The 21,882-nt window shown below is 29.8% G+C and carries 18 protein-coding genes and 1 pseudogene; 5 read left to right on the forward strand and 14 right to left on the reverse strand.

The window, feature by feature from the left end:
- Positions 1-116: 116 nt before the first annotated feature.
- Positions 117-1,121, reverse strand: coding sequence for a cytochrome d ubiquinol oxidase subunit II (cydB, locus tag ACZ5N4_RS13745; RefSeq protein ID WP_464203084.1), 1,005 nt, complete (start codon positions 1,119-1,121; stop codon positions 117-119).
- Positions 1,112-2,503, reverse strand: coding sequence for a cytochrome ubiquinol oxidase subunit I (locus ACZ5N4_RS13750; RefSeq protein WP_464203085.1), 1,392 nt, complete (start codon positions 2,501-2,503; stop codon positions 1,112-1,114). Before ACZ5N4_RS13750 ends, cydB begins: the two co-directional genes overlap by 10 nt.
- Before the next feature lie 215 nt (positions 2,504-2,718).
- Here ACZ5N4_RS13750 and ACZ5N4_RS13755 point away from each other — a divergent pair, with 215 nt between their 5' ends.
- Positions 2,719-3,669 carry a polyprenyl synthetase family protein gene (locus tag ACZ5N4_RS13755; RefSeq protein WP_464203086.1) on the forward strand — a complete coding sequence of 317 codons (951 nt, stop codon included), beginning with the start codon at positions 2,719-2,721 and terminating at the stop codon, positions 3,667-3,669.
- 62 nt (positions 3,670-3,731) lie between these two features.
- Here ACZ5N4_RS13755 and ACZ5N4_RS13760 read toward each other — a convergent pair whose 3' ends face one another.
- Both ACZ5N4_RS13760 and ACZ5N4_RS13765 read right to left on the reverse strand, forming a co-directional pair.
- The gene (locus ACZ5N4_RS13760) at positions 3,732-4,619 is read right to left on the reverse strand and encodes a UbiA family prenyltransferase (protein ID WP_464203087.1); all 888 of its coding nucleotides are present in this window, start codon (positions 4,617-4,619) and stop codon (positions 3,732-3,734) included.
- Positions 4,620-5,367: 748 nt separating this feature from the next.
- Positions 5,368-6,060, reverse strand: a complete 693-nt coding sequence (locus ACZ5N4_RS13765) for a GGDEF domain-containing protein (protein ID WP_464203088.1) — start codon at positions 6,058-6,060, stop codon at positions 5,368-5,370.
- A gap of 86 nt (positions 6,061-6,146) precedes the next feature.
- On the opposite strand from ACZ5N4_RS13765, the gene ACZ5N4_RS13770 reads away from it, so the two are divergent.
- Entirely contained in the window at positions 6,147-6,224 is a 78-nt protein-coding gene (locus ACZ5N4_RS13770; protein ID WP_464210941.1) for a LysR family transcriptional regulator, read from the forward strand.
- Positions 6,225-6,568: 344 nt separating this feature from the next.
- Here the strand turns inward: ACZ5N4_RS13770 and ACZ5N4_RS13775 are convergent.
- Positions 6,569-6,739 (reverse strand): annotated as a pseudogene (locus ACZ5N4_RS13775) (DUF255 domain-containing protein); the annotation flags it as partial.
- A 287-nt stretch (positions 6,740-7,026) separates the two neighbouring features.
- Between ACZ5N4_RS13775 and ACZ5N4_RS13780 the strand changes: the two are divergent.
- A complete protein-coding gene (locus ACZ5N4_RS13780; RefSeq protein ID WP_464203089.1) occupies positions 7,027-8,127 on the forward strand; it encodes a PQQ-dependent sugar dehydrogenase in 1,101 nt (366 codons plus the stop codon).
- Positions 8,128-8,226: 99 nt separating this feature from the next.
- Here the strand turns inward: ACZ5N4_RS13780 and ACZ5N4_RS13785 are convergent, their stop codons facing one another.
- The 7 genes from ACZ5N4_RS13785 to ACZ5N4_RS13815 all read right to left on the reverse strand — a co-directional run bounded on the left by ACZ5N4_RS13785 (position 8,227) and on the right by ACZ5N4_RS13815 (position 16,772).
- Positions 8,227-8,349, reverse strand: a complete 123-nt coding sequence (locus ACZ5N4_RS13785; RefSeq protein WP_464203090.1) for a hypothetical protein — start codon at positions 8,347-8,349, stop codon at positions 8,227-8,229.
- 40 nt (positions 8,350-8,389) lie between these two features.
- Positions 8,390-10,087: a methyl-accepting chemotaxis protein gene (locus ACZ5N4_RS13790; protein WP_464203091.1), complete on the reverse strand. Its 1,698-nt coding sequence runs from the start codon at positions 10,085-10,087 to the stop codon at positions 8,390-8,392.
- Between the two features lie 365 nt (positions 10,088-10,452).
- Positions 10,453-10,977: a hypothetical protein gene (locus ACZ5N4_RS13795; protein ID WP_464203092.1), complete on the reverse strand. Its 525-nt coding sequence runs from the start codon at positions 10,975-10,977 to the stop codon at positions 10,453-10,455.
- Between the two features lie 157 nt (positions 10,978-11,134).
- On the reverse strand, positions 11,135-12,796 hold the full coding sequence (locus ACZ5N4_RS13800; RefSeq protein WP_464203093.1) for a putative ABC transporter permease subunit: 1,662 nt from the start codon (positions 12,794-12,796) through the stop codon (positions 11,135-11,137).
- Complete coding sequence (locus tag ACZ5N4_RS13805; RefSeq protein ID WP_464203094.1) at positions 12,789-13,514, reverse strand: ABC transporter ATP-binding protein; 726 nt, start codon at positions 13,512-13,514, stop codon at positions 12,789-12,791. The genes ACZ5N4_RS13800 and ACZ5N4_RS13805 overlap by 8 nt, the downstream gene beginning before the upstream one ends.
- A gap of 264 nt (positions 13,515-13,778) precedes the next feature.
- A complete protein-coding gene (locus ACZ5N4_RS13810; protein ID WP_464203095.1) occupies positions 13,779-16,217 on the reverse strand; it encodes a VIT and vWA domain-containing protein in 2,439 nt (812 codons plus the stop codon).
- A gap of 126 nt (positions 16,218-16,343) precedes the next feature.
- The gene (locus ACZ5N4_RS13815; RefSeq protein ID WP_464203096.1) at positions 16,344-16,772 is read right to left on the reverse strand and encodes a bacteriohemerythrin; all 429 of its coding nucleotides are present in this window, start codon (positions 16,770-16,772) and stop codon (positions 16,344-16,346) included.
- Between the two features lie 345 nt (positions 16,773-17,117).
- On the opposite strand from ACZ5N4_RS13815, the gene ACZ5N4_RS13820 reads away from it, so the two are divergent.
- The gene (locus ACZ5N4_RS13820; RefSeq protein WP_464203097.1) at positions 17,118-17,576 is read left to right on the forward strand and encodes a peroxiredoxin; all 459 of its coding nucleotides are present in this window, start codon (positions 17,118-17,120) and stop codon (positions 17,574-17,576) included.
- A gap of 134 nt (positions 17,577-17,710) precedes the next feature.
- Here ACZ5N4_RS13820 and ACZ5N4_RS13825 read toward each other — a convergent pair whose 3' ends face one another.
- Positions 17,711-18,283: a hypothetical protein gene (locus tag ACZ5N4_RS13825; RefSeq protein ID WP_464203098.1), complete on the reverse strand. Its 573-nt coding sequence runs from the start codon at positions 18,281-18,283 to the stop codon at positions 17,711-17,713.
- Positions 18,284-18,380: 97 nt separating this feature from the next.
- Here ACZ5N4_RS13825 and ACZ5N4_RS13830 point away from each other — a divergent pair, with 97 nt between their 5' ends.
- Entirely contained in the window at positions 18,381-18,587 is a 207-nt protein-coding gene (locus ACZ5N4_RS13830; protein WP_464203099.1) for a hypothetical protein, read from the forward strand.
- Between the two features lie 141 nt (positions 18,588-18,728).
- On the opposite strand, the gene ACZ5N4_RS13835 is transcribed toward ACZ5N4_RS13830, so the two are convergent.
- Entirely contained in the window at positions 18,729-21,881 is a 3,153-nt protein-coding gene (locus tag ACZ5N4_RS13835; RefSeq protein ID WP_464203100.1) for an AAA family ATPase, read from the reverse strand.
- Position 21,882 lies beyond the last annotated feature (1 nt).

Consider the following 21,882-nt stretch of genomic DNA (forward strand, 5'->3'; position numbering starts at 1 on the left):
CACGTATTCCCGAATAAATGGAGACACAAGAACTCTTTGCACTCTCAAATTAGAGTTCTTGTGTATGGTTAAGTTACTCTATATTAAGCTAAATAATCAGTTATTTATATTTGCTTTTAATACTCCAAATCCTTTCCTGTAACTCTTTTTCTAAATATCCAGTAAGTCCAGGTCTGATATGCAAGTACAATAGGAACAAATACCAATGCTACCTTTGTCATCAAAAGTAAGGTATTATGACTTGAAGCAGCGTTATAAATTGTTAGACTGTACTCAGGCTTTATACTTGAAACCATAACTCTTGGAAACATTCCTAAAAATAACGAGCTAACACCAAGCGCAATCGAAAGACCATTCATTATCATAGCAATTTTAGCTTTTTTTTTTCTAATCAAGTACCAACTTAAACATAAAAATATTACAGCTAATATAGATGTACTTAATGCAAACTTACTGTTATATAGGTCAGTTTTCACAAAAGTCCCTATTATAAGCACTAAAGTAATTACTATTGCATATAATCCAAAGCTCCTAGCTGCTTTCAAAGCCCTTTGTTCTATTACACCTTCTGTTTTTAATGATAAAAAAATCGCACCATGAAAGATAAATATGAATAAGGTTGCTGCTCCAGCAATTAATGTATAAAAAGAAATCAAATCGAAAAATCCCCCGACATAATTCATTCTATTGTCTATTGGAACACCTTTAATTAAATTTGCTAAAGCTATCCCCCAAAGTATAGACAAGACGAAACTGCTGCCAGATATTGCATAATCCCAAGTTTTTCTCCAAATAATACTTTCATACTTACTCCTAAATTCAAAAGCAACTCCTCTAAGTATAAGGGCTACAAGTACTAGAAGAAGAGCCATGTAAAAACCACTAAACATAGTAGCATACCATACTGGATATGCAGCAAAGATTGCACCTCCAGCTGTTATAAGCCAAACTTCATTACCGTCCCAAAATGGGCCTATTGTATTTATAATAATTCTTCTTTCTCTATCTGTCTTTCCTAGAAAATGAAGAAGTATTCCTACTCCAAAATCAAAACCTTCAAGGAAGAAAAATCCTATAAATAAGATAGCAATTAATATAAACCATACAATTGCTAAATCCATAATGATCCCTCCCGATTACCATTAAATTTTTGATTTAAAGATTTATTTCCTTCTGGAGGTATCTTGGCAAACTTGAACATTAAATATAAGTCTATAATAATTAATATTGAATATACAGCTACAAAAGCTACTAACGATATTAAAACATAAGTACTAGATACTGTAGGAGAAATAGCCTTATCAAGCTTTAAAAGTCCAAATACGATCCAAGGTGTTCGGCTTATCTCTGTTAATATCCAACCAGTGGTATTTGCAATATAAGGTAGTGCAATTGATAAAACTAAAAGCTTAAGTAGTTTTTTCTTTTCATAGATTTTCCCTTTGACATAGCAAAACAAAGCAGTCAATGACATCAAAAGCATGAGTATTCCAGCTCCAACCATCAACCTAAAAGAGTAAAATGATATTGTAACAGGAGGAATGTAATTGCCTGGACCGTACTGTTTTTCATATCTTTGTTGAATATCATTCAAACCTTCAACTTTACCAGTAAAACTATTGTAACTCATAAAACTTAAAAGCTTTGGTATGCTTATCTCAAAAGAGTTTTTCTTATTTTTTTCATCGATTATAGCTATTATAGATAGTGGTGCAGGATCCTTTGTTTCCCATAAAGCCTCAGCTGCTGCCATCTTCATAGGTAAATGCTTAACAAGATATTTTCCCTGAACGTCACCCATGCCTGCAACTAATAATGTTGAAACAATTGAAACCATAATTCCCATTTTCAATGAGGCCTTTACCCATGCTCCATTATTCCTCTTTATTATATGATATGCACTTATTCCTAATATAAAGAATGCCGCCGTAGCTAGTGATGCAAAAATAGTATGAGGAAATTGAACCCAAAGGTGCGGATTTGAAATAATATCTGTAAAACTTGTCAGTTCTGCTCTTCCATTTTTTATAGTATATCCTACAGGTTCATGCATAAATGAATTAGCTGTTAAAATCCAGAAGGCAGAAAGTGTAGTTGATAATGCAACAATCCATATTGAAACAAGATGTACTTTTTTAGAAACTTTTTCCCATCCAAAAATCCAAATTCCAAGGAAAGTTGATTCCAGGAAAAAAGCAAGTAGCGCTTCTATGGCTAAAGGCACACCAAAAATGTCCCCAACATATTTTGAGTAATTAGACCAGTTCATTCCGAACTGAAATTCTTGCACCAGACCTGTTACAACTCCCATTGCAAAATTTATAAGAAATAGTTTCCCCCAAAACTTAGTCATTTGCTTATACTTATCCTTCTTTGTTTTAACGTATAAGGATTCCATTACTGCAATTAAAAATGACAATCCAATTGTTAATGGTACAAAAAAGAAGTGATAAATGGTTGTAGCTGCAAATTGTACCCTTGCTAAGGTGATAACATCTTCCATAACAAGCCCCCTAAATTATTATTTCTAAAATTTTCCATTATCTATTATATGTAGCTCCAGCAAATTTGGAATACTTTTTATTAAATTAGTTATAATTTATAAATTTAGTTTTGAGGTTAAAATAGAAATCTGTTCTATATTTATTAGTAAAAAATAGAATAACTATAGATACTAATATATATTCAGCATAACTAATAGAGAAAAGAGGAAGATCTATGTTAAGAGAAAAAGAGTCTATAGACATGTTTAATACAGATTTAATAGAACTAAAAAAGATTATTAGAAATAATTTAATAGATACTGATGCCACTGTTAAAACTCTTCTAAATGATTTAGCTGCAGATGATGGAAAATTAATTAGAGGAGTTTTTACATTAATTGGAGGAAGCTTTGGAAAAATTGAAAAAGAAAAACTCATCAATATTTCTGCAGGAGTAGAATTATTACATTTAGCTACCCTTGTTCATGATGATATAATTGATGAGGCAAATATTAGAAGAGGTAAAAAGACAATTCATAGCAAACATGGAGTAAAAACAGGAATATTTATAGGAGATTATCTTTTTTCACAAGCATATGTTATATTTTCAAAAAACTGTTCTCATAAAAGCATAGTAGATGTGTCTGAAACCATAAAATCAATATGCAGAGGTGAAATAAATCAATTTTATTCTCTTTACTCCTTAGATTCTACCATTAAAAGTTACTTAAAAAGAATCAGTAGTAAGTGCGCTTCTCTCTTTTCTCTTAGCTTATCTATGGGCGCGTATGAAAGCAATGTCAATATTGATATTGTAAAAAAATTAAAAAGCATAGGATATTCTACAGGAATGGCATTTCAACTAATAGATGATTTACTTGACATAACATCTTCTGAAAGGATCCTAGGTAAACCTTCTGGGAATGACATTAAAGAAGGAATATACACTATGGCTGTTTTATATGAGTTGAGAAGAGGAAATACTCATTTAAGAAATTATTTAAAAGAAGGTAATTTCGATGAAGCACTTAACCTTTTAAAAAACTCTGCTGGATTAAAAAAATCAAGAGAAACCGCTCAAAGGTATACTAATAAAGCTCTGATATTGGCTAATGAACTCCCAAATACGGATGAAAGCCAAGCCTTGAAGAGAATAATTACAAAGATGCTGCTGCGAGATTATTAGTATTTATGAAAATTTAAAGGCTATCCTTTTTAGGACAGCCTTAATTGATTATTTAGCTTCTACTAGTCTTGTATTGATATTAATAATCCAATAATCACAGCTAAATGATATTTTAATCCAATCCTCCCTATTAGTTCCATTGTTTTACTTTTTGTATAAATGCTCTTATCATAGGATAAGAAATTCGAAATTGACTTATAAGGAAATAATAAAATAACAGCTACTAATACAGCAATGGGATAGATGTCCATTATTAGTAAAATGAATGTTAATACCAGCAACATAGTTACATTAAAAATCCAAAGCTTTTCAGAATTTTTGATTCCTATCAGTATCGGTAATGTCTTTCTACCAACTTTCTTATCTTCTTCTATATCACTTAAATTATTAGATAGTAATATGGTACCAATAAATACTGCAGTAGGAACTGCTAAAAGCACTGTATTTAAATTAAATACTCCTGAGTAAATATAAATAGCCGTTGTTGTTATACCTATTCCCATGGTTACTCCAGATACAATTTCACCTATCGGAGTATATGAAATAGGCAAAGGCCCACAAGCATATAAAATTGAAATGATTTCACCAGTGAGCGCAACTATTAAAATATAATAACTTGTTTGGGTGGCTATATAAATACAAATTATAAAAGTAATAAATTGATACGTGAATATAATAACTAAAACTTGTTTTGGAGTAATTTCGCCACTCACTAAAGCTTTTTCATTCTCCTTCTCTTTGCTATCTGCACCACGTTTAAAGCCAAAATAATCATTAACCATATTAGTTGCACTTTGAATTAGTATCATAGCAACAGCTAATAATATAAAATAACCACCATTGAACTTTCCAAAAGCATATCTTGAATAGATTGAGCCTAAGATTACTGGAACAATCCCTGCAATAAGAGTTTTAATATCCATAAGTTTTATTATTGTACGAAAACTCATTTTTTCACCCACTTGTACAATCGCTTTGTAAATATCTTTTAATGTTGGATATTTTTCTAGCTTTGTTTCATCTTTACCTTGTCCGCCAAGAAAACCTGATCTACATGCAAGGCTTACTACATAAGGAGCATCTATAAATTTTCAATAAGTTTTAAAATAAGATAGTACGTTTTTATGTGCTTCAGATTCAATATTATCTTGACAAATTAATACAACAAATGACTTGGAAGTGTATACAAACTGTCTAATAAATAGGGATAACTGAACTGTTATAAAGTAAGGAGTTTTAATATTTAGATACATAAAATTATATTTTAAGAATGATTAATTTATAACTGTAAATAAAAATAGGCACCCAAATTAATCAGTGTCTTTTTATATATATTATTTGTTATATGAATCTAGCTATATTATATTAGCGTACATTTTTATAGATGCAAATTTTTGTTTAAAACTTCAGCGACTTCATCATCTTCAAAAGGTTCTCTTCCATGAAGCAATCTATTAACCCTTTGATGCATACTCTTATTCTGCATATTATCACGCTCCCTTCATATTTTTATCTATATTACTATACTTAAAAAAGCTATCAGATATAATCCGATAGCTTTTTTAAGTATAGAAAATTTATTTGAATTTCCAAAATAAGATTCTAATCCTAAGATCCTAGGAGATAATTGAAAGCTATCTCCTTGATTTTAATAATAATTATAATGTTAATTATCAAGTGCTCTTTTGTTTATCTACACTATAAATCAACACAGGCATCTAAAAATGCCACTGAATTTTTATTAGTCTTCGCCTTATATAACGCTTTATCAGCTAAATCTATAAAGGCATTTATATTCATTTTATTTCCAACTGAAGTAATTCCTATACTGGCAGTAACTTTAAAAAGGATATTATTATAAAAAAAATCATAGTTATGTATAGCACTTCTAATTCTATCTGCAATATTCAATGCATCTTTCGCACTAACTCCAGGAAGAGTTATAACAAATTCATCGCCACCCCATCTAGTGGCTATATCAGTAGCTCTAATATTATGTTTTAAAATATTTGAAAGTTGTTTTAAGATTTCGTCACCTGCAATATGACCATATGTATCATTAATATTTTTAAAGTTATCTAAATCTATTATTAGCAGAGAAATATATGATTGCTTTTTTTGTAGTTTCTCCATTGAATCAGATATACTCTCATAAAAAAAGTCTCTGTTGTTCAATTGAGTTAAAGGATCTATATACATAGATTTATGAAAAGAACGTGTTATTTTTCCAAGCTTAAGTATAAAGATAATATCAATACATCCTGATAATAACCATATTAGTAACATTGAATAATTCGGTAAGTATAATGTAGCCATATATCCCAATACATGTAAAAATAGTATGAATACTGATGCTATGATGGGAAAAAACTTAATAAAAAGTTTATTCATTAGTAACACCTCCAGTAATATATACGTAGGCTGTATTAAATATAGGGGAGTACATAGGTGAATTTTATTAAAAAGAAGATTTATTTATCACAACATCAGCTTTAAGTAAGGCTATCAGTAATCTTGAAGAAGAAATAGGTGTTGTTCTTTTTGAAAAACAGTGAAGAAATATTAAACTAAATAAATATGGAAAGATTTTTTATAGTTATGTATATAATATTTTGATTCTAAATACCTAAAATAAAAAATAAAAACCTTGACACTTTTAGAGTACCAACGTTTTTTTGGCTTTCTTTAATATTAAGTATTATCTTAATTTTAGTAGCATATTTACAAGCCTATAAAACAAAGTACTAAACCTGAGACTTATATAATAATGTTTTTCTTATAATCTATTCTGTCTGCAGTATAATCACATACAATTTATATTTTAAATTTTAATAGTTAAGAAAGCACTTTTATCGGTATAAATAATTTTTGACACCAATGACATGTCGTTAATTAATCACGAGTAGCCGATAGATAAGAATACGGGTTTATCCTCATTTTTAGCCTTCTCGAACGCATCAGCACCCCACGGATACCACTCGACGGGGTTGTACTCGTGTTGTAAAAGGTAAGGACTCTTTTCCGTAATTAATTTATTAGCTTTTCTATCGGCTACCTCTGTAATTTTCATAATATCACCTTCTTTCTAATTTTACTCCGTTATATTATGCTCTTATGTTTATAACCTTATTATATATACGATGACGGACAGAATTAGAGACTTATTGAAAGCGAAAAATAGGAAAATTATATATCGAATTTTTTATTAGGATTTATCCATTAAAATGGTACGGTTAGCCTCGTAAACGAATAATATGGTAATTAGATAAATAATAAAGATAAAAAGTGACAAATTTTATTTTCTAAACCTGTCACTTTTTTAATGTGTGCATTCATTTAAATTTGGAGGATAACAGTATGAAAAAAATAATTTATAATATTTTGTGTAATATGAAATTTAGTGGTCGTAATGCAGCCAATGTTAAAGCAAAAATAATCACATCAAGGCAATTTCCTTACGAAATTGAAGTTATCGCTGAAAATTTATATGTACCCTGGGCCATAGCGATAAGCGATGAAGGCAAACTATATTTTACTGAGAGGTCTGGGGCAATTAGAATTATTGAAGATGGTAAACTTCATCCACAGCCACTCATCACATTTCGTGCACCCTTTGTAAGTCAGGGGGAAGGAGGTTTGATGGGTATTGCGCTCGACCCAAATTATTCACAAAACCATTATATGTATGTTATGCATTCATATGCAGAAGGTAATCGAATCTATAACCGTGTTGTCAGATTGGTTGAAAACAATAATAGGGCATCCATTGACCGGGTTCTTCTGGATAAAATCCCTGGGGGACGAATTCACAATGGCGGAAGGCTAAAGATAGGTCCGGATCAGAAATTATATATTACAACGGGAGATGCAGGGAATTCTGCATTGGCACAAGATCCCACAAGTACAGCCGGAAAAATACTGCGAATAGAATTAGACGGCAGGATTCCTGAAGATAATCCAATTATTAATTCACCAGTTTACAGCTTAGGACATCGAAACCCGCAAGGTTTAGCGTGGAATTCAAAAAATGTCTTGTATGAATCGGAGCATGGACAGTCAGCACATGATGAGATAAACATAATACAACCAGGAGCAAATTATGGATGGCCTCTCGTTCAAGGAGATGAAGACTCCACGGAAGTTAAAATACAAAAGCCCTTAATACACAGCGGAGAAGAGACATGGGCACCCTCTGGTATTGCCTTCATAAATCAAGGACCATGGCAAGGAAAATTACTCATTTCCAATTTGCGTGGACAGCAACTACTTGCTATATCCTTGAATGGAAAAGGAACGGTAGTGAAAAGTATAGAATCATGGTTGAGAAATAGGTATGGACGATTGCGTGAGGTTATTCAGGGGAAAGATGGATCAATTTATCTGACAACAAGTAATAGGGATGGCAGAGGTAATCCTGATATAGCTGATGATAAAATTATCCGGCTCATTCCGAAGTAAAGCGACTATTATTTTATTGATTTTATACTTTTGCAAAGATTCTCTCAAGATATACCCGTAACTCCTCGAGCCTTCATAACTTAGTGACTTATTAAAAGATCATCTTATAATTGCTTCACAACTTGTCAAAGCATCTAAAGTTGGTGACAATAAAGCTGCTGCAGATGCTGAAAAAAGATTAAAGAGTAAGTAAAAAAAACAGAAGTATAAAACTTCTGCCATAAATTTATAATTTATTTCTTTTTAATCGCCATCCTAAATTCTATACTTTGAACTTTCTAACCATATTACTTAAATTTTTTACTAACTCTGCCTGCTCCTTAGAAGCTTCAGCCACTTTATCTATGCCTAATACAGTTTCATTTATATTATTTAATATTTCATCAGAATTTGCTGCTGATTCTTCAGCTGTTGCAGAAACATTTTGAATAGCATTACTTACTTCTTCTATGGCCGCAAGTACAACTTTTGAAGAGCTTGATATTTCTTCTGTTACATTATTTACGAAGGCAGAATCTTTTTCATACTGTATGCCTGTTTCTACCAAGAGCTCATAATCTGATTTTACTTGATTATTTATAAATGCTAATACTTTTTCAGCACTATTTGAAAGATTTGAGAAGGCATCCTCTACTCCGCTTACCACTTCTTGTATTTTCGATGCCGTGGTAGAGGATTGTTCTGCGAGCTTTCTCACCTCATCTGCAACAACAGCAAAGCCTTTTCCCTGTTCTCCAGCCCTTGCAGCTTCTATTGCAGCATTCAATGACAATAGATTTGTTTGGGATGCAATATTGGCAATAGCTTGTGACATGTCCCTAATTTCAGTAACAACTCTTCCAGCCTCAATAGCTTGCTTAATATCTGATAAATTATCATCATTTACATTATTTGCAGCTATAATGGCACTTTCTCCTTTGTTTTTTACGATAATTGCTCTCTCTTGAATTTCTACAGCAGATTTGGTACCATCATTTGTCTTGTTAGTTAGATTGTTTGTATTGAATTCAATTTCTTGAGAAGATGCATTAATCTCTTCTATGGTAGCACTTAAATCTTCTGATGCTTTCGCTACCTGCTCTGCAGACTCAAATATGTTTTTCATTTTAATGGAGATCTCCTCACTAGTATACATTAAGTGTTGTGATGAGCTAACAACTTTATCTGTTGTATTTGTTACTTCTTTAATTAAAGTTTGTAAATTCTCCACCATTTTATTATATGCACCTGCTATTTGTCCTATTTCATCTTTGCTGTCTATATTTAATCTTAATGTTAAATCACCCTCATTATTAGCAAGTTCTTCAAGTTTGTCAGAAACTTTTGATAGTCCAAAAATCTTTTTGGACATTATAATAAACACCCCTAGTATAAAGGTAGTAAGAATTATAATTAAAATATTAGTAAAAATCATAGCAATATTTAGCTTTTTTTTAGCTAACTCAGTTTCATTTTGAACTCTAGTGTTCATTTTATTTTGGAATTCATTTATAGGGTCTGTGATGACTTTTTTGTTAGAATCATAATTATTATCAAACATTAATATCCTTGCTTTTTGAAAATCACCAGCAGCTACTGCTTTCATGGCAGCATCTTCCGTTGCAATTAAGGCATCTGAGTTTTTCTTTGCCTTTTCTATTAGTTCTAATTCATTCTTTGGAGCATTTAATTCTTTTAATCTTTGAACAACTTTATCACGAGTTTTAGTTTCATTAACCTCTTTCCAATAATTATCATAGTGTATCTTTTCACCAAACTGAACATATCTTCTTGCCTCATTTGTTAAATAATCTGATGCGTTTACTAAATCAATTCCTAACTGTTTAGATTCTTCCTTCCTTGATACAGCCTCACGTTCCTTTTTAAAACAGATATTTAAATAATAAACACTGCTTCCTACTAAAATTGATAATACTAAAAAAATTGCTGCAGATAATTTCAAAAACTTAGATATTCTCATTTTGATTCCTCCTTGAGTAAAATTTAGGAATGGCTTAACATGATTTAATTCTACAAATTTCCTCCTTATCATTTTTACTTTAATTAATTTTCGTTGGATTGTCTCTAAAATTTATATGTTTTTCCCAAAATTATATATTTTATTATTATGTAATTTTAAAAAAATTAGATTTCATAAAATATTTATTTATCTTTGTTCTAAAATAGGTCTCTTCAATAAGCAAAAGTCCATTCATCAAATAGCAAGTGCTAATTAATGAATGGACTTAATATATGATAAAGTTATAATTAAACTTTATCTTTATATGCTAATTTTGCATCAAACACTCAAACACTTTAGGTATATTAAATAAATAGTATTTCAAACTAAAAATATTGATTATTTTGATTTTTTCCTTGTTGTCCTTGTTGTCCTTGTTGTCCTTGTTGTCCTTGTTGTCCTTGTTGCCCTTGTTGATTTTGTTGTGTCATTTGCTTTAATTGATTTTGAGCACCATCTATTAATTGAGTCATTTGGTTAAGAGCAGTATTTGCTTGAATTTGTTGATTAGCTTCAGATAATGCATTCATTGCTTGTTGTATAGAACCTTGTAATTGTTGCTGTGACTGCTGCTGCTGTTGCTGAGCTTGGTTTCTAAAGCTTTGCATTTGATTTGAAAGTTGTGTAGATACATTTTGAGTTACCTGTGATTGACCTTGTGATTGACCTTGTGATTGAGTTTGCGATGCTGTATTATTGTTAGATAGAACTCCTAAAGTAGATTTTATTTCACTTAGCGTATGCTGCATAGAATCCTGTTGATTTCTAAGAGTATCTAACTCTCTGGATATTTCAACGTCTGTTTTTGCTTCTTGTAAACTTTTCAATATTTCTTTATTTTTTTGATCCATATTCAATTCCTCCTAAGCAATAGTTTTGATACATCTATATGTTTTCCTTAGCGATTAAATATATGTTATTATAATTTGTACAAAAGTTGAAAAATCTGCATAACTAAACGCTAAACTTATTAAGCAAGTGTTTAATTACGCAGATTTTATTATAATCTTAGTTCTCAATATTTTTAAATAAACTTACACCCTTTATTAGGATAATTTTATATAGAATGAAATCTATTATTAAGAATAAAATAAACATTACAGTTGTAATATAAAATGCCTTTTCACTAAATTTAATAATAGGTATTGCTGATATTGCAGCTCCAAGTACGCCAACTATAAGACTTAAAAATCCATTGAAATTTTGTTTAACAGCTTTAACTTCATTATCCCAATTTAATTTTGGGTAATTTAAATCAATTAGCAGTCCAGCCATAGAAGAAAATAAAAGTCCAGGAATAGACACAATCAGTGACATTACTACTAGATATAATGGAGCTTTGATTAGTACAATAGCCATTAAAAGCATAACAATGATGGATACTACTCCCATAATCATACCGGATAGTATTTTTGCAGCAAACTGTGTAGTATAGTCCACCGGAATATATTTACTTATAAAAATATTTTGACCTTCTCTCGATATAGCTGTAGCAGTTATTAAGTTACTTGCTCCTAAGAAGACTCCCACTGCAAGAGCCATTCCAACAATAATTGCTGAAATACTAGGATCTCTTATAATTGCTGTAACCTTTTCTAGTTCTTTAAATAATTGAGGTTGAGTTACCATTGGTAGCAATAAAAATACAGGCCATAAAAAATTCATAATTATACAATTCATAAAATAAACTGGAGTTCTAAATAAAATTTTCAGTTCTCTCATAGTTAATGCTATCAATGGAGAGTGTATTTCACTAAATTTACTTAATTGTTCTGAATTTAGCTCTTTTCGTTTAGAGTATGTTTCGGAAATTCCGACAATTCCCTTAAAATATAGTTTTTCACCTAAAACTAATAGTACTAAGACTACAATTAAAGTTAGTATAATATATAAAAGTAAGTTTAAAAATCCCTGAGTAGTGCTGCTAAACACTAAAGCTTTTGCTGCTATAATAGAACCTGGAAATAACTTATTAGATAATTGAACTAAAGAGTTGTTACCCGAAGTTATCATTTTAATCATTTGGTCAGGATTATTTGAAGATACTCCAAATTTTTGCATGAATATATTTATGCAAATAGCTATAAACATAACTCCAATTCCACCTATAATTTTCAACTTATCTTTGTGCTTTCCAAGGTTTGTAAAGCTCATAATTATCATATTTAAAACTGATACTATTCCTAAAGGCGCAAGTGGCAGTATTAAAAATATTATGATACCATATGCATAATATATGAATGAAGCGGAACTTTTCACTCCGTATACAATTAGTATAGGTAAAAGCAATACTAGTTCTGTTAAGTATTCATATAGTAATGCTACTGTAAATTTTGCTCCTAGTATTTGCGAAGGTTTTAGCGGTAGAGGAAGAAGATTTTCTATATCCTTTGTGAAATACAATACATTTAATGAATAGAAGATTCCAAAAAAGAATACAAATATACTTACAAAGGAGATTCCAAGTGCTAAAATTAGTCCTTCTTGATTTATTCTTGATAAAAGATTATAACCAGCACTAATAGAGTTTACAATTATACCTATTGTTGGAGCAAAAGCGGCTGCTATTAAAACCCATAGTGCAATAGTTTTGGCTTTCTTCTTTTTATCACTGCTTAGATTAATATTATTCTTTAAAAGTATCTTGGTTAAAACAATATATCTACTCATTTTCAGTCATCTCCAAGAATATATTTTCTAGTGATTGATCCTGTTTAAATTTCTCTCTAAGTTCACTAAAAGTACCGCAAAATAGTATCTCACCTTTATTTATAATGGCAAACCTGTCACATATCTTTTCCGCTACCTCTAAAACGTGAGTAGAGAAAAAGACAGAGTTTCCCTTATCTGCATGTTCTCTCATCATCTCTTTTAATACATATGATGATTTAGGATCTAATCCAGTCATTGGTTCGTCTAGTATCCATACAGATGGATTGTGTATCAGAGCACCCATTAAAACTATTTTTTGTCTCATACCATGAGAGTAGCTTTGAATATAATCATCTAAAGCTTTACTAAGTTCAAATCTTTCTGAGAGACTTTTAATTCTTTCAATTCTTTCACCTTTACTAACTCCATAGATATCTGCCATAAAATTTAAATACTCTATACCTTTTAATCGTAAAAACATATCAGGATTATCTGGTACAAAACCAAATTGCATTTTAGCCTTTAAAGCATTATCCTTGATATTGATATTATTAATGCTAATATCTCCACTATCAGCATTAATAATTCCAGTTATCATCTTTATAGTTGTCGTTTTCCCTGCACCATTAGGTCCAAGAAAACCAAATATTTCACCATCAGGTATTATTAAGTTAATGTTATTTACTGCTTTAACTTTATTATTGTAACTTTTGTTAACCTTTGTTAGTTGTATCATCTTTTTCCTCCTAATTATTACTTTAAACACTCATAGTTCATTTTATTTAAAAACACTAGTGTATTATTATACCTGTTATATATAATATATAACAAGTATAATAAATGTGCAACCTTATTATTAATCTTTCTATAATTTTTACATAACCTGTATGAGGCTAAATTAATATTTTATCTGGTTTCTACAGCTACTAACACTCCATATCCAGTAAGTTAGTTAGATAAAAAAGTTTACACCATTAAGCGTAAACTTTTTTATTTATACTTATAAAGTTTTTAATCCTTTTAAAACTGCTAGCTTAGCCATATTAAAGATAGAATTTCTTTCATCATCAATTACTATTTTTTCATTTATAGAACTTCCATCTTCACTCATATTGAATAAAGATATAACATTTTTCTTGAAGGAGTATTCTATAAGGTTATTTACTAATACCTTATCATTCTCTCTTTCGTTTAAAATTTTATATAAATAATTTATAGTATACATAGCTTTTTCAGTATTTCTTCCCTTAGATATATTTTTATCTATACATCTAGTTAAAGCCAGTATTGTCATTTTTGCAATTATACTACTTAGATTAACGTTCATATCTGTATAACTTTGAGTTAAGAATTCTATTGATTTATTTAACTGGTTAAAGTATATATCTATATCTTCATCACCTATTGTAAAGGCAAGTAATACCATGGCAGTTGTCTCTATTTTATCTTCTGTACTACTATCCTCATAATCAACAAAAGCTCCATCTGCAAACTGATTTTTTGCAATAACTCTTAAAAGCTTTTCACGTGGATATCTTCTATCAAGATATTCATTATCATTCATAACCTTGTTGTGATCTTCCAACAAGTCTTCATGAGCCTTGTATATAAATCCAACTACATCAGTGTCTTCAATATCGAATTTTTCTAGTTCATCTGCTAATGTACTTTCATTAACCTTTAGAGGAATAATATTTCTTAACTCTATACCAAGCACAGGTTCATCTCTAAGCTCCATGAAAATAAAAGTGGTTTCTTGACTTAAGAGTCCATTGTTTTTAGACAGCTCTACTACTTTTTTTCTCATAGCTTCTCTTTTTTCACCACGTTCTGCTTTCATGTTAAGCTCAATGGACTTTATTCTCTTTCTAGCCCATACTTTTTTAAGTAGAGTAGCATTCTCTTCTGTATTAAAATTATCTAAGTTTATCTTTTGAATATAGTCTTTATTTCCAACTTTTCCTTTGATAGTTACTTCTCCACCTACTTCTCCTATTACGTTAGCAAAAATTGAAAAAGGTTCTCTATCATACATATATTCTATAGTTCTAGGATAAGTAGAGGCAATCTTTAAGTCTCCCCAATCAATTTGTATATCGTCTACCTCTGGATTTTGAATTCTCCTAAATTGTCTTAGCACAATATCTTCAATTCTTTTACCATTATTTATAAATTCTGCTTTACCAAAGCTTTCATGTGCAAGCTTATTTAAAAAGTAATTGTTTGCCGCTGAATCTATTCCAAAGCTAAATATTCTGTTATCATCCAAATGTTCTCTTACATATGATAATATTTCTTCTTCTTCTTCAACTTGATCATCGGTAAATATTAATATGGTGTTGTGACCGCCTTCATTTTCTAAAGCATATTTTAATCCCTCAAAAATATCTGCATCGCTTTCGATTGATAAATTGTCTATCCATCTTGAAGCGCTCCTTAATGTATCAGCGTTAAAGTCTGCCATGCCTTCTTCTGAGAAGTATTTTAAGCTGTCGCCCATAGCTACAATATCAAATTTGTCTCCTTTAGAAAGGTTACGTATGCAAAGCTGGAGAGCATTTTTAGCTTGTTCTAACTTCTCACCTTCCATTGTATCGGAAATATCTATTAAAAACACATAATTTTCCTCAACATCTTCTTCAAAATGATCAAGTTTTGGAAGCATTCTTATATAGACTATTCCTCTTTCTTCATCCTTTTCTTTATATTCATAGATCATACCATCAGCTTCTAAATGTTCTTGTTCTTTCATGTATAGTATAAAATCTTTATCCATGGATTCATATTCTTCATTTAAAGTAATTTTAGCTATAGTATCGCCATCTCTTTCAACATCTATTTTATGATAAGGACTATTAAAATCTAGTTTGCATAGAGACTCAATTAAAATATTAGTCTTTAATTCAATATCATTTTCTTCATATTTTTTACCCAAAAATTTATCTAACACATTATTTTTAAAGCTATTTATTGTTGAATCTGTATTTAGATTCTTTTGTTCAAAGACTGCAGGAATAACAAGTTTATAAGTATTATCTTTATATTCTAGTTCATTGATATATGATAGTTTTATACTTACTGTTTCCCCAGATATAATCTTTCCTATACTTATTTTAAATTGATGCTGCTTGAATTCCTCTAAAAGGAATGCATTATCCCCTCTTAACTTAGCATTTTCATAAATTTTAATTGATTTCTCTTTTTCTTCTACCACAGCCTTTAATGTTCTGCCACCTATTTCTGCTTCAAAGCCTGAAATTATAGCTCTTTTAGGTATTGGGAAGAAATAGACCCCTTCTATATCACTTTTTCCACTGTTTTCATAAACTTGATGTATAGATACTTCTGCATATGAGCCGCATATGTTTCCGTTTATACTTACTTTCTTTAATATTATGCCTTCATTGTTTCCTTTGATTTCTTTTATACCATAAGCCATTTTTAAAACCACCTTTATATTACTTTAAAAAATCACACTCAATTTTATGATTTCCATAATAAAACATATTATACATAGTAATTCCAGCTAAGTTTAAAGATAATTATATTTAAAGTCATTATAATATTATCTCGTAAAATCTATTCCATTTTTTAAGTTTTCAAAATAATCTCTTACTTTTAGATCTTGGCCAAGTATATGTCCTTCTATCCAAACATAAACAAAATCTAGTAATTTAATTATAGCTTTTTGTTGATCATCATCTACATGGTTTAAATTTATATTTTCAATTTTTTCAATAAAGTCTTCATGTATTTTTTTATGATTATCAAAATCAGGATATTCATATAGCCTCATAACTTTTTCTTCATCTGCAAAATGATAAACTGTATATTCCTTAAGCTCATCTATAAGGTCCAGTATCCTGTCATAATAATCTACATATTGTTTGTGTAAAGCCAAATCATAAATAGCCTGTCCAATTTCAAAAAGTTTTTTATGTTCGTCATCAATTATTTGTATATTGCAGCTATATTTTTTCTCCCATTCGAACATATTTTCACTCTCCCTCTTCTCTAATTGTCTTTAAATTAATAAATGCTAATGCCTTTTCTTAATAATAGCATATATTACCTATTTTTATAATATGCATAATTATTTTTTTTAATCTTTAATAGATAATTTTACTATTTAATCTGTTATTATGAGTAGCGTATTTTTGCATATATATTGAACATTGATAATTATTATTATATAATATTTTTAATTATTATATTTTACGAGGAGGTGAACTGTTGCAATAAATCTATAAAAACATGGTAAAATCCATATGAATTAAGTTGAACAGGGAATTAAACAATACTTATAGATTTTTATAGGTTATTGGCAACGGTGAGTGTTATGAATATAGAAGAAGGAATAAAAGCTCCAGATTTTACTTTACCAGGCTCTGATAAAAAGGACCATAGGCTAAGTGATTACTTAGGGAAAAATGTAATATTGTATTTCTATCCTAAGGATAATACTGCAGGCTGTACAAAAGAGGCATGTGCATTTAGAGATAACTTTGTAACTATAAGCAATTTAAATGCAATAGTCTTAGGCATTAGCAGAGATTCTTTAAATTCCCATGATAAATTTATTGAAAAAATAAATATTCCATATGTATTGCTTTCTGACTCCAATGAAGATGTGTGTAAATTATATGAGGTTTTAAAAGAAAAGAATATGTATGGTAAAAAAAGTATTGGAATTGAAAGAAGTACTTTTATTATTGACAAAGATGGATTCATAAAAAAGATATTCAGAAAAGTAAAGGTAGATGGACATATTGAAAAGGTGCTAGAACAACTAAAATAAAACCATTTAATATTTATAAATTTACATTGCAAATAAGTATTGCTTAAGATTTAGTAGACAAGAAGCCCGCTGATAGTTAATAGCAGTGGGTTTCTTGATATTTTAAATTAACACATTTATTTACTAGCTATTTTCTAATAATAGCATAAGATTTTTTTCAATCTTTTAATAATAATAATAATAATTAGATCAGTCCACAGCCAACTATATAAAAACCCAAAAATATATACGAAAAACAATTTTTTTATATTAAAATCATATGATACTGCAGGTCCAAGTACGGGAATTTGAAAAGCATAAAGCAGTATACTTATGCCTGCTAGTAGCATAACAGCAGAAAATGCAATTATATATATTCTTCTACCTAAACATAAAAATCCTATCCCTAAAGATATTCCTAGTAAGCCAGTTGTAAAAGCAAATAAAATGATCTCGCTGGGCATAAAAGCTAGCAATAGAAGCATTGTCAATAAATAACCAATAATTCCATAGGAAATAGAAAAAATAGTACATATAAAAATTGGTGCTGTAGCTAGAGGGCTAATAAGATAGCCTATGCCGGGCGCTAAATCTCCAAAACATTGGAAAACTGAAGCTAAGGCACTAAGGAAAGCTATAACAGTCATTTTTTTTACTCTTGAATAATTAGTTTTTACATTAATATTTATAGCCTCAGCATCTTGTGATATTTTATTACTAAAGTACATAATATCTCCCCCAATTCATATATTTATTCCTATAAATTTTATGCTATGCAATACTTGTATAAATGGTGCCTATAATTGCATTGTTAAATAATTTCTTTTGGAGGATAACATTAATGAAAAAGAGCAAAAAGGTTGTCTTAACTCTCGTCAAAATATGTTACTAAATATGTCAGCTAATGAAGTAAAAAAACAATATACGCCAAATATTAATCCTGATGATATACTAGTAACTGGCGATTATAAAGGTGAGGTTTTTGCTCCCTGGTACTGGAGTTATATGGAAAATATCAAAAATTTAAAATAATTGTTTTAAATTAGGGCAGGTAATCTTTATTAGATCCCCTGCCCTAATTTTATTCATGGAGGTTAAATGCCTAAATGGCATTTAACGGGCAGAATTGCCCCGTGGTCGTAGACAAACTCCACCTGAAGCCAAGAATTCTGTTTATCTAACGTTAAATTTTGTAGTACTTCCTTCTGCACTAGGAATTATTTCTAATCTAGAATCAATTCTTTCCTTAAGTTCAGGTACGTGAGAAATTATTCCTACAAGTCTTCCGTAATTTTGGAGATCTATTAAACACTGTATAGCATTATCGAGGGATTCAGGATCTAGAGTTCCAAAGCCTTCATCAATAAAAATTGTATCAATACTTATACCTCCGGCATAACATTGAACTACGTCTGCAAGGCCTAGAGCCAATGCAAGTGAAGCTTTAAAGCTTTCACCACCAGATAGTGTCTTTACATGACGATATTTACCTGTGTAATTATCAAAAACTTGAAGCTCTAATCCACTCTGAGTAAGCCCCTTACCCTTTTCTTTTATTCTATCAAGTTCATATCTATATTCAGTCATTTTACCAAGTCTTAAATTTGCTTTTTCAATTATTTCATCAAAAAACGCTGCTAGAACATATCTTTCAAAAGTCATTCTTTCAGTATTATTACCTTTTGCTACCTCCGCTAAATCTCCAATTATACTGTACTCTTTTTCTTTTTCCTTAATCTGTTCATTCAATTCATTAATTCGAATAAGAGAACTTTTATTCCTTGTTATTTTAGCGTGAAGCTCTGTTTTTTCTTTTTCTAATACTTCCATCTGATCCTTTATATTTTTATCTTTTGCTAAAAGTGTACTTATATCTATAATACTTAAACCTTCTAAGTCCTTTAAGGATTTTTCATATCTATCCTTTACAGACCTTAATTCCTCATTAAACTCATTTATTCTTTTATTTAAATTTTCAACTTCTTCTTCATTTAGTTTTGAAGCTTTATAATCCTCTAGGTTTTTGAATCCAGACTTTATAATTTCTTCATTTAGCTTGCTTTCAGCTTCTTTCAACGAAGCTTCAGCTTCATTAAGTGATTTAATTAGCCCTTCATTTTCTGTTAAAAGCTTTTCGTGCTGCAGCTTGCACTCATTATACAAATTCTGCGCAGCTTTTAACGCTTTACACATAAAGTCATAACGAGCTTCTGAGTCCTCAATAACTCTTTTTAGTGCCCTTTCAGAACGAAGATTTTCTGGAATTTCAACTATAAGTTGATTCAATATACCTTTTTTTCTCTCAACTTCGGCTAGCTTTTGGGCATACTCATCATTTAGCTTTTCTAATTTCATTTCTTCAGCTTGAAGCAATATTTTCTTTTCATTTAAGCTTTTTAAGATATCCTCTTCTTGATTTTTTTCTTTATTAAGTCTTTTAACTTCTATGTATAGTTTCTCTTTGAGACTTTCAAATTCTAACAATCTATTATTTATAAAATCTGTTAAATCATCTTTTGATAATTCTAGTATATTTTCTTCTATTAAAAGATTAAGCTCATCTTTTAATCTGTCAATAATACTTAAAAGTGACCTGCCTTTAACGTCAGTTTCTCTAAAGCTTTCATCACTTTTATCAAATTTATTTTTTGCTTCCTCTAAAAGTTTCTTATACTTTTTCAATTCATCTTCTGTTGGAACATCATGTTCAAGCTTTGCAAGTTTCGGATGATGTGTAGAGCCACAAACCGGGCAAGGATCTCCAGTATTTAGTCCTAGAGCTAACACTCCAGCCTGACCATCTCTAAATATCTGTTCCATATCTTTAAACTTCTTTTCACATTCTTCATATAATTTTTTGTTTTCATTAACTTCTTTCTTGTATTTTAAGTATTCATTCCTAAAGGAAATAAGTTGCTTATTTTCAGAATGTAAAACAGATATTTTATTATATATCTGGTTAGTTTTTTCAAGTTCAGCATTGAGCTTAATATAATCTGAGGATGCCTGTCTAACAACTTCTAATTTGTTAGACAGGATTTCTATATCTTTTTTAAATTCTTCAATTAATTGCTTTTTTTCATTCTTTTTATTACTGACATCCTTTAACTGTAGTTCTATTAAATTTAAGGATGCATTTTCATTTTCAAATATTTTTACTTTTTCTCTATATCCTTTTAAGACAGAAGTATATTCTAAAAGCTTTATTTTTTCTTCTTCCTTTGAATTTTCAAGTTTTAAAGCCTCTTCAGCTTTAATTAAGCCTTTACTAGCAGTTTCTATCGAACTTAGATTAAGTTCCAATTCTCTTTTCTTGATTATTAAATCTTTATGTCTTTCTATGTAGTTTGCTTCCACTGCATCTATTTGTGCAGCTTTTCTAGCTTTTGTAAGCCCTTCTTTTTCCAAGTTCATTATAGGTTGTCGGTCTTCAAGCTTATCTTTTATTTTTTCAAGTTCTTTTTGTTCTTCAAATTTTTTATTATTCTCTTTTGCCTCAAAAATTTTCTTTTGATTTTTCTCTAGTTCATTCAAACTCTCTTTTGCTAACTGTTCTAAGGACGACCTTTTCTCAATATCTTCTTCAATAAAACTTTCTAAAGAAGTAACAATTTCAGTTATATTTCTATTTTCATTTTCTATCAATTCCATAAGTAAAGTGTTATTGTCAAATTGTATGGTACTTATATTTTCACTTTGTTTATTATTTAAATCCTTAATTATATTTTTAATTTCTCTAGCCCTATCATTCAACTTTATCTCAACTAATTTATAGGCTTCTGTTCCAAATATTTTCTGAAGTATTTTTTCTCTGTCTTTACTTTCTGATACTAAAAGTTTTCTAAATTCACCTTGAGGTATCATCATAATCTGCTTAAATTGAGCATAGTTAATACCCATAATTTCATTGATTTTATCATTTACATTGCTTACACCAGATATAACCTTTATCTGTTCATCTGAATGTATTATTTTCATTTCAGCGTCAGTTTTCTGCTCTGTAGTTCCTTCACCTCTTGATTTCCTCTTTTCCTGCTTTGGTATTCTCTTTATATAATACTTGGTTCCTTTAAGTTCAAATTCTAATTCTACAGAAGTTAAAGTATCAACATCTGCAAATTGGCTTCTTAAGCTTTCACCATCTCTATCTTCACCACTGGCTTCACCATAGATTGCATAGCTTATACCATCAAATATTGTGGTTTTACCAGCGCCAGTAGGTCCAGTAATCAAAAAAATATTTTTATTATTTAATATTGTAAAGTCTATTTCTTCATTTTTGGCATAGGGTCCAAAAGCAGTCATTGTCAACTTCAAAGGTCTCAAA

The sequence above is a fragment of the Clostridium nitrophenolicum genome (assembly GCF_055391695.1).

Excerpts from the sequence above, each read along its gene's own strand:
- ACZ5N4_RS13820 (WP_464203097.1), top strand. The coding sequence starts at position 17,118 with ATGAATATAGAAGAAGGAATAAAAGCTCCAGATTTTACTTTACCAGGC.
- ACZ5N4_RS13825 (WP_464203098.1), bottom strand. The coding sequence starts at position 18,283 with ATGTACTTTAGTAATAAAATATCACAAGATGCTGAGGCTATAAATATT.
- ACZ5N4_RS13765 (WP_464203088.1), bottom strand. The coding sequence starts at position 6,060 with ATGAATAAACTTTTTATTAAGTTTTTTCCCATCATAGCATCAGTATTC.
- ACZ5N4_RS13785 (WP_464203090.1), bottom strand. The coding sequence starts at position 8,349 with ATGGCAGAAGTTTTATACTTCTGTTTTTTTTACTTACTCTTTAATCTT.
- ACZ5N4_RS13795 (WP_464203092.1), bottom strand. The coding sequence starts at position 10,977 with ATGGATCAAAAAAATAAAGAAATATTGAAAAGTTTACAAGAAGCAAAA.
- cydB (WP_464203084.1), bottom strand. The coding sequence starts at position 1,121 with ATGGATTTAGCAATTGTATGGTTTATATTAATTGCTATCTTATTTATA.
- ACZ5N4_RS13750 (WP_464203085.1), bottom strand. The coding sequence starts at position 2,503 with ATGGAAGATGTTATCACCTTAGCAAGGGTACAATTTGCAGCTACAACC.
- ACZ5N4_RS13810 (WP_464203095.1), bottom strand. The coding sequence starts at position 16,217 with ATGGCTTATGGTATAAAAGAAATCAAAGGAAACAATGAAGGCATAATA.
- ACZ5N4_RS13790 (WP_464203091.1), bottom strand. The coding sequence starts at position 10,087 with ATGAGAATATCTAAGTTTTTGAAATTATCTGCAGCAATTTTTTTAGTA.
- ACZ5N4_RS13780 (WP_464203089.1), top strand. The coding sequence starts at position 7,027 with ATGAAAAAAATAATTTATAATATTTTGTGTAATATGAAATTTAGTGGT.
- ACZ5N4_RS13815 (WP_464203096.1), bottom strand. The coding sequence starts at position 16,772 with ATGTTCGAATGGGAGAAAAAATATAGCTGCAATATACAAATAATTGAT.
- ACZ5N4_RS13760 (WP_464203087.1), bottom strand. The coding sequence starts at position 4,619 with ATGAGTTTTCGTACAATAATAAAACTTATGGATATTAAAACTCTTATT.
- ACZ5N4_RS13800 (WP_464203093.1), bottom strand. The coding sequence starts at position 12,796 with ATGAGTAGATATATTGTTTTAACCAAGATACTTTTAAAGAATAATATT.
- ACZ5N4_RS13755 (WP_464203086.1), top strand. The coding sequence starts at position 2,719 with ATGTTAAGAGAAAAAGAGTCTATAGACATGTTTAATACAGATTTAATA.
- ACZ5N4_RS13805 (WP_464203094.1), bottom strand. The coding sequence starts at position 13,514 with ATGATACAACTAACAAAGGTTAACAAAAGTTACAATAATAAAGTTAAA.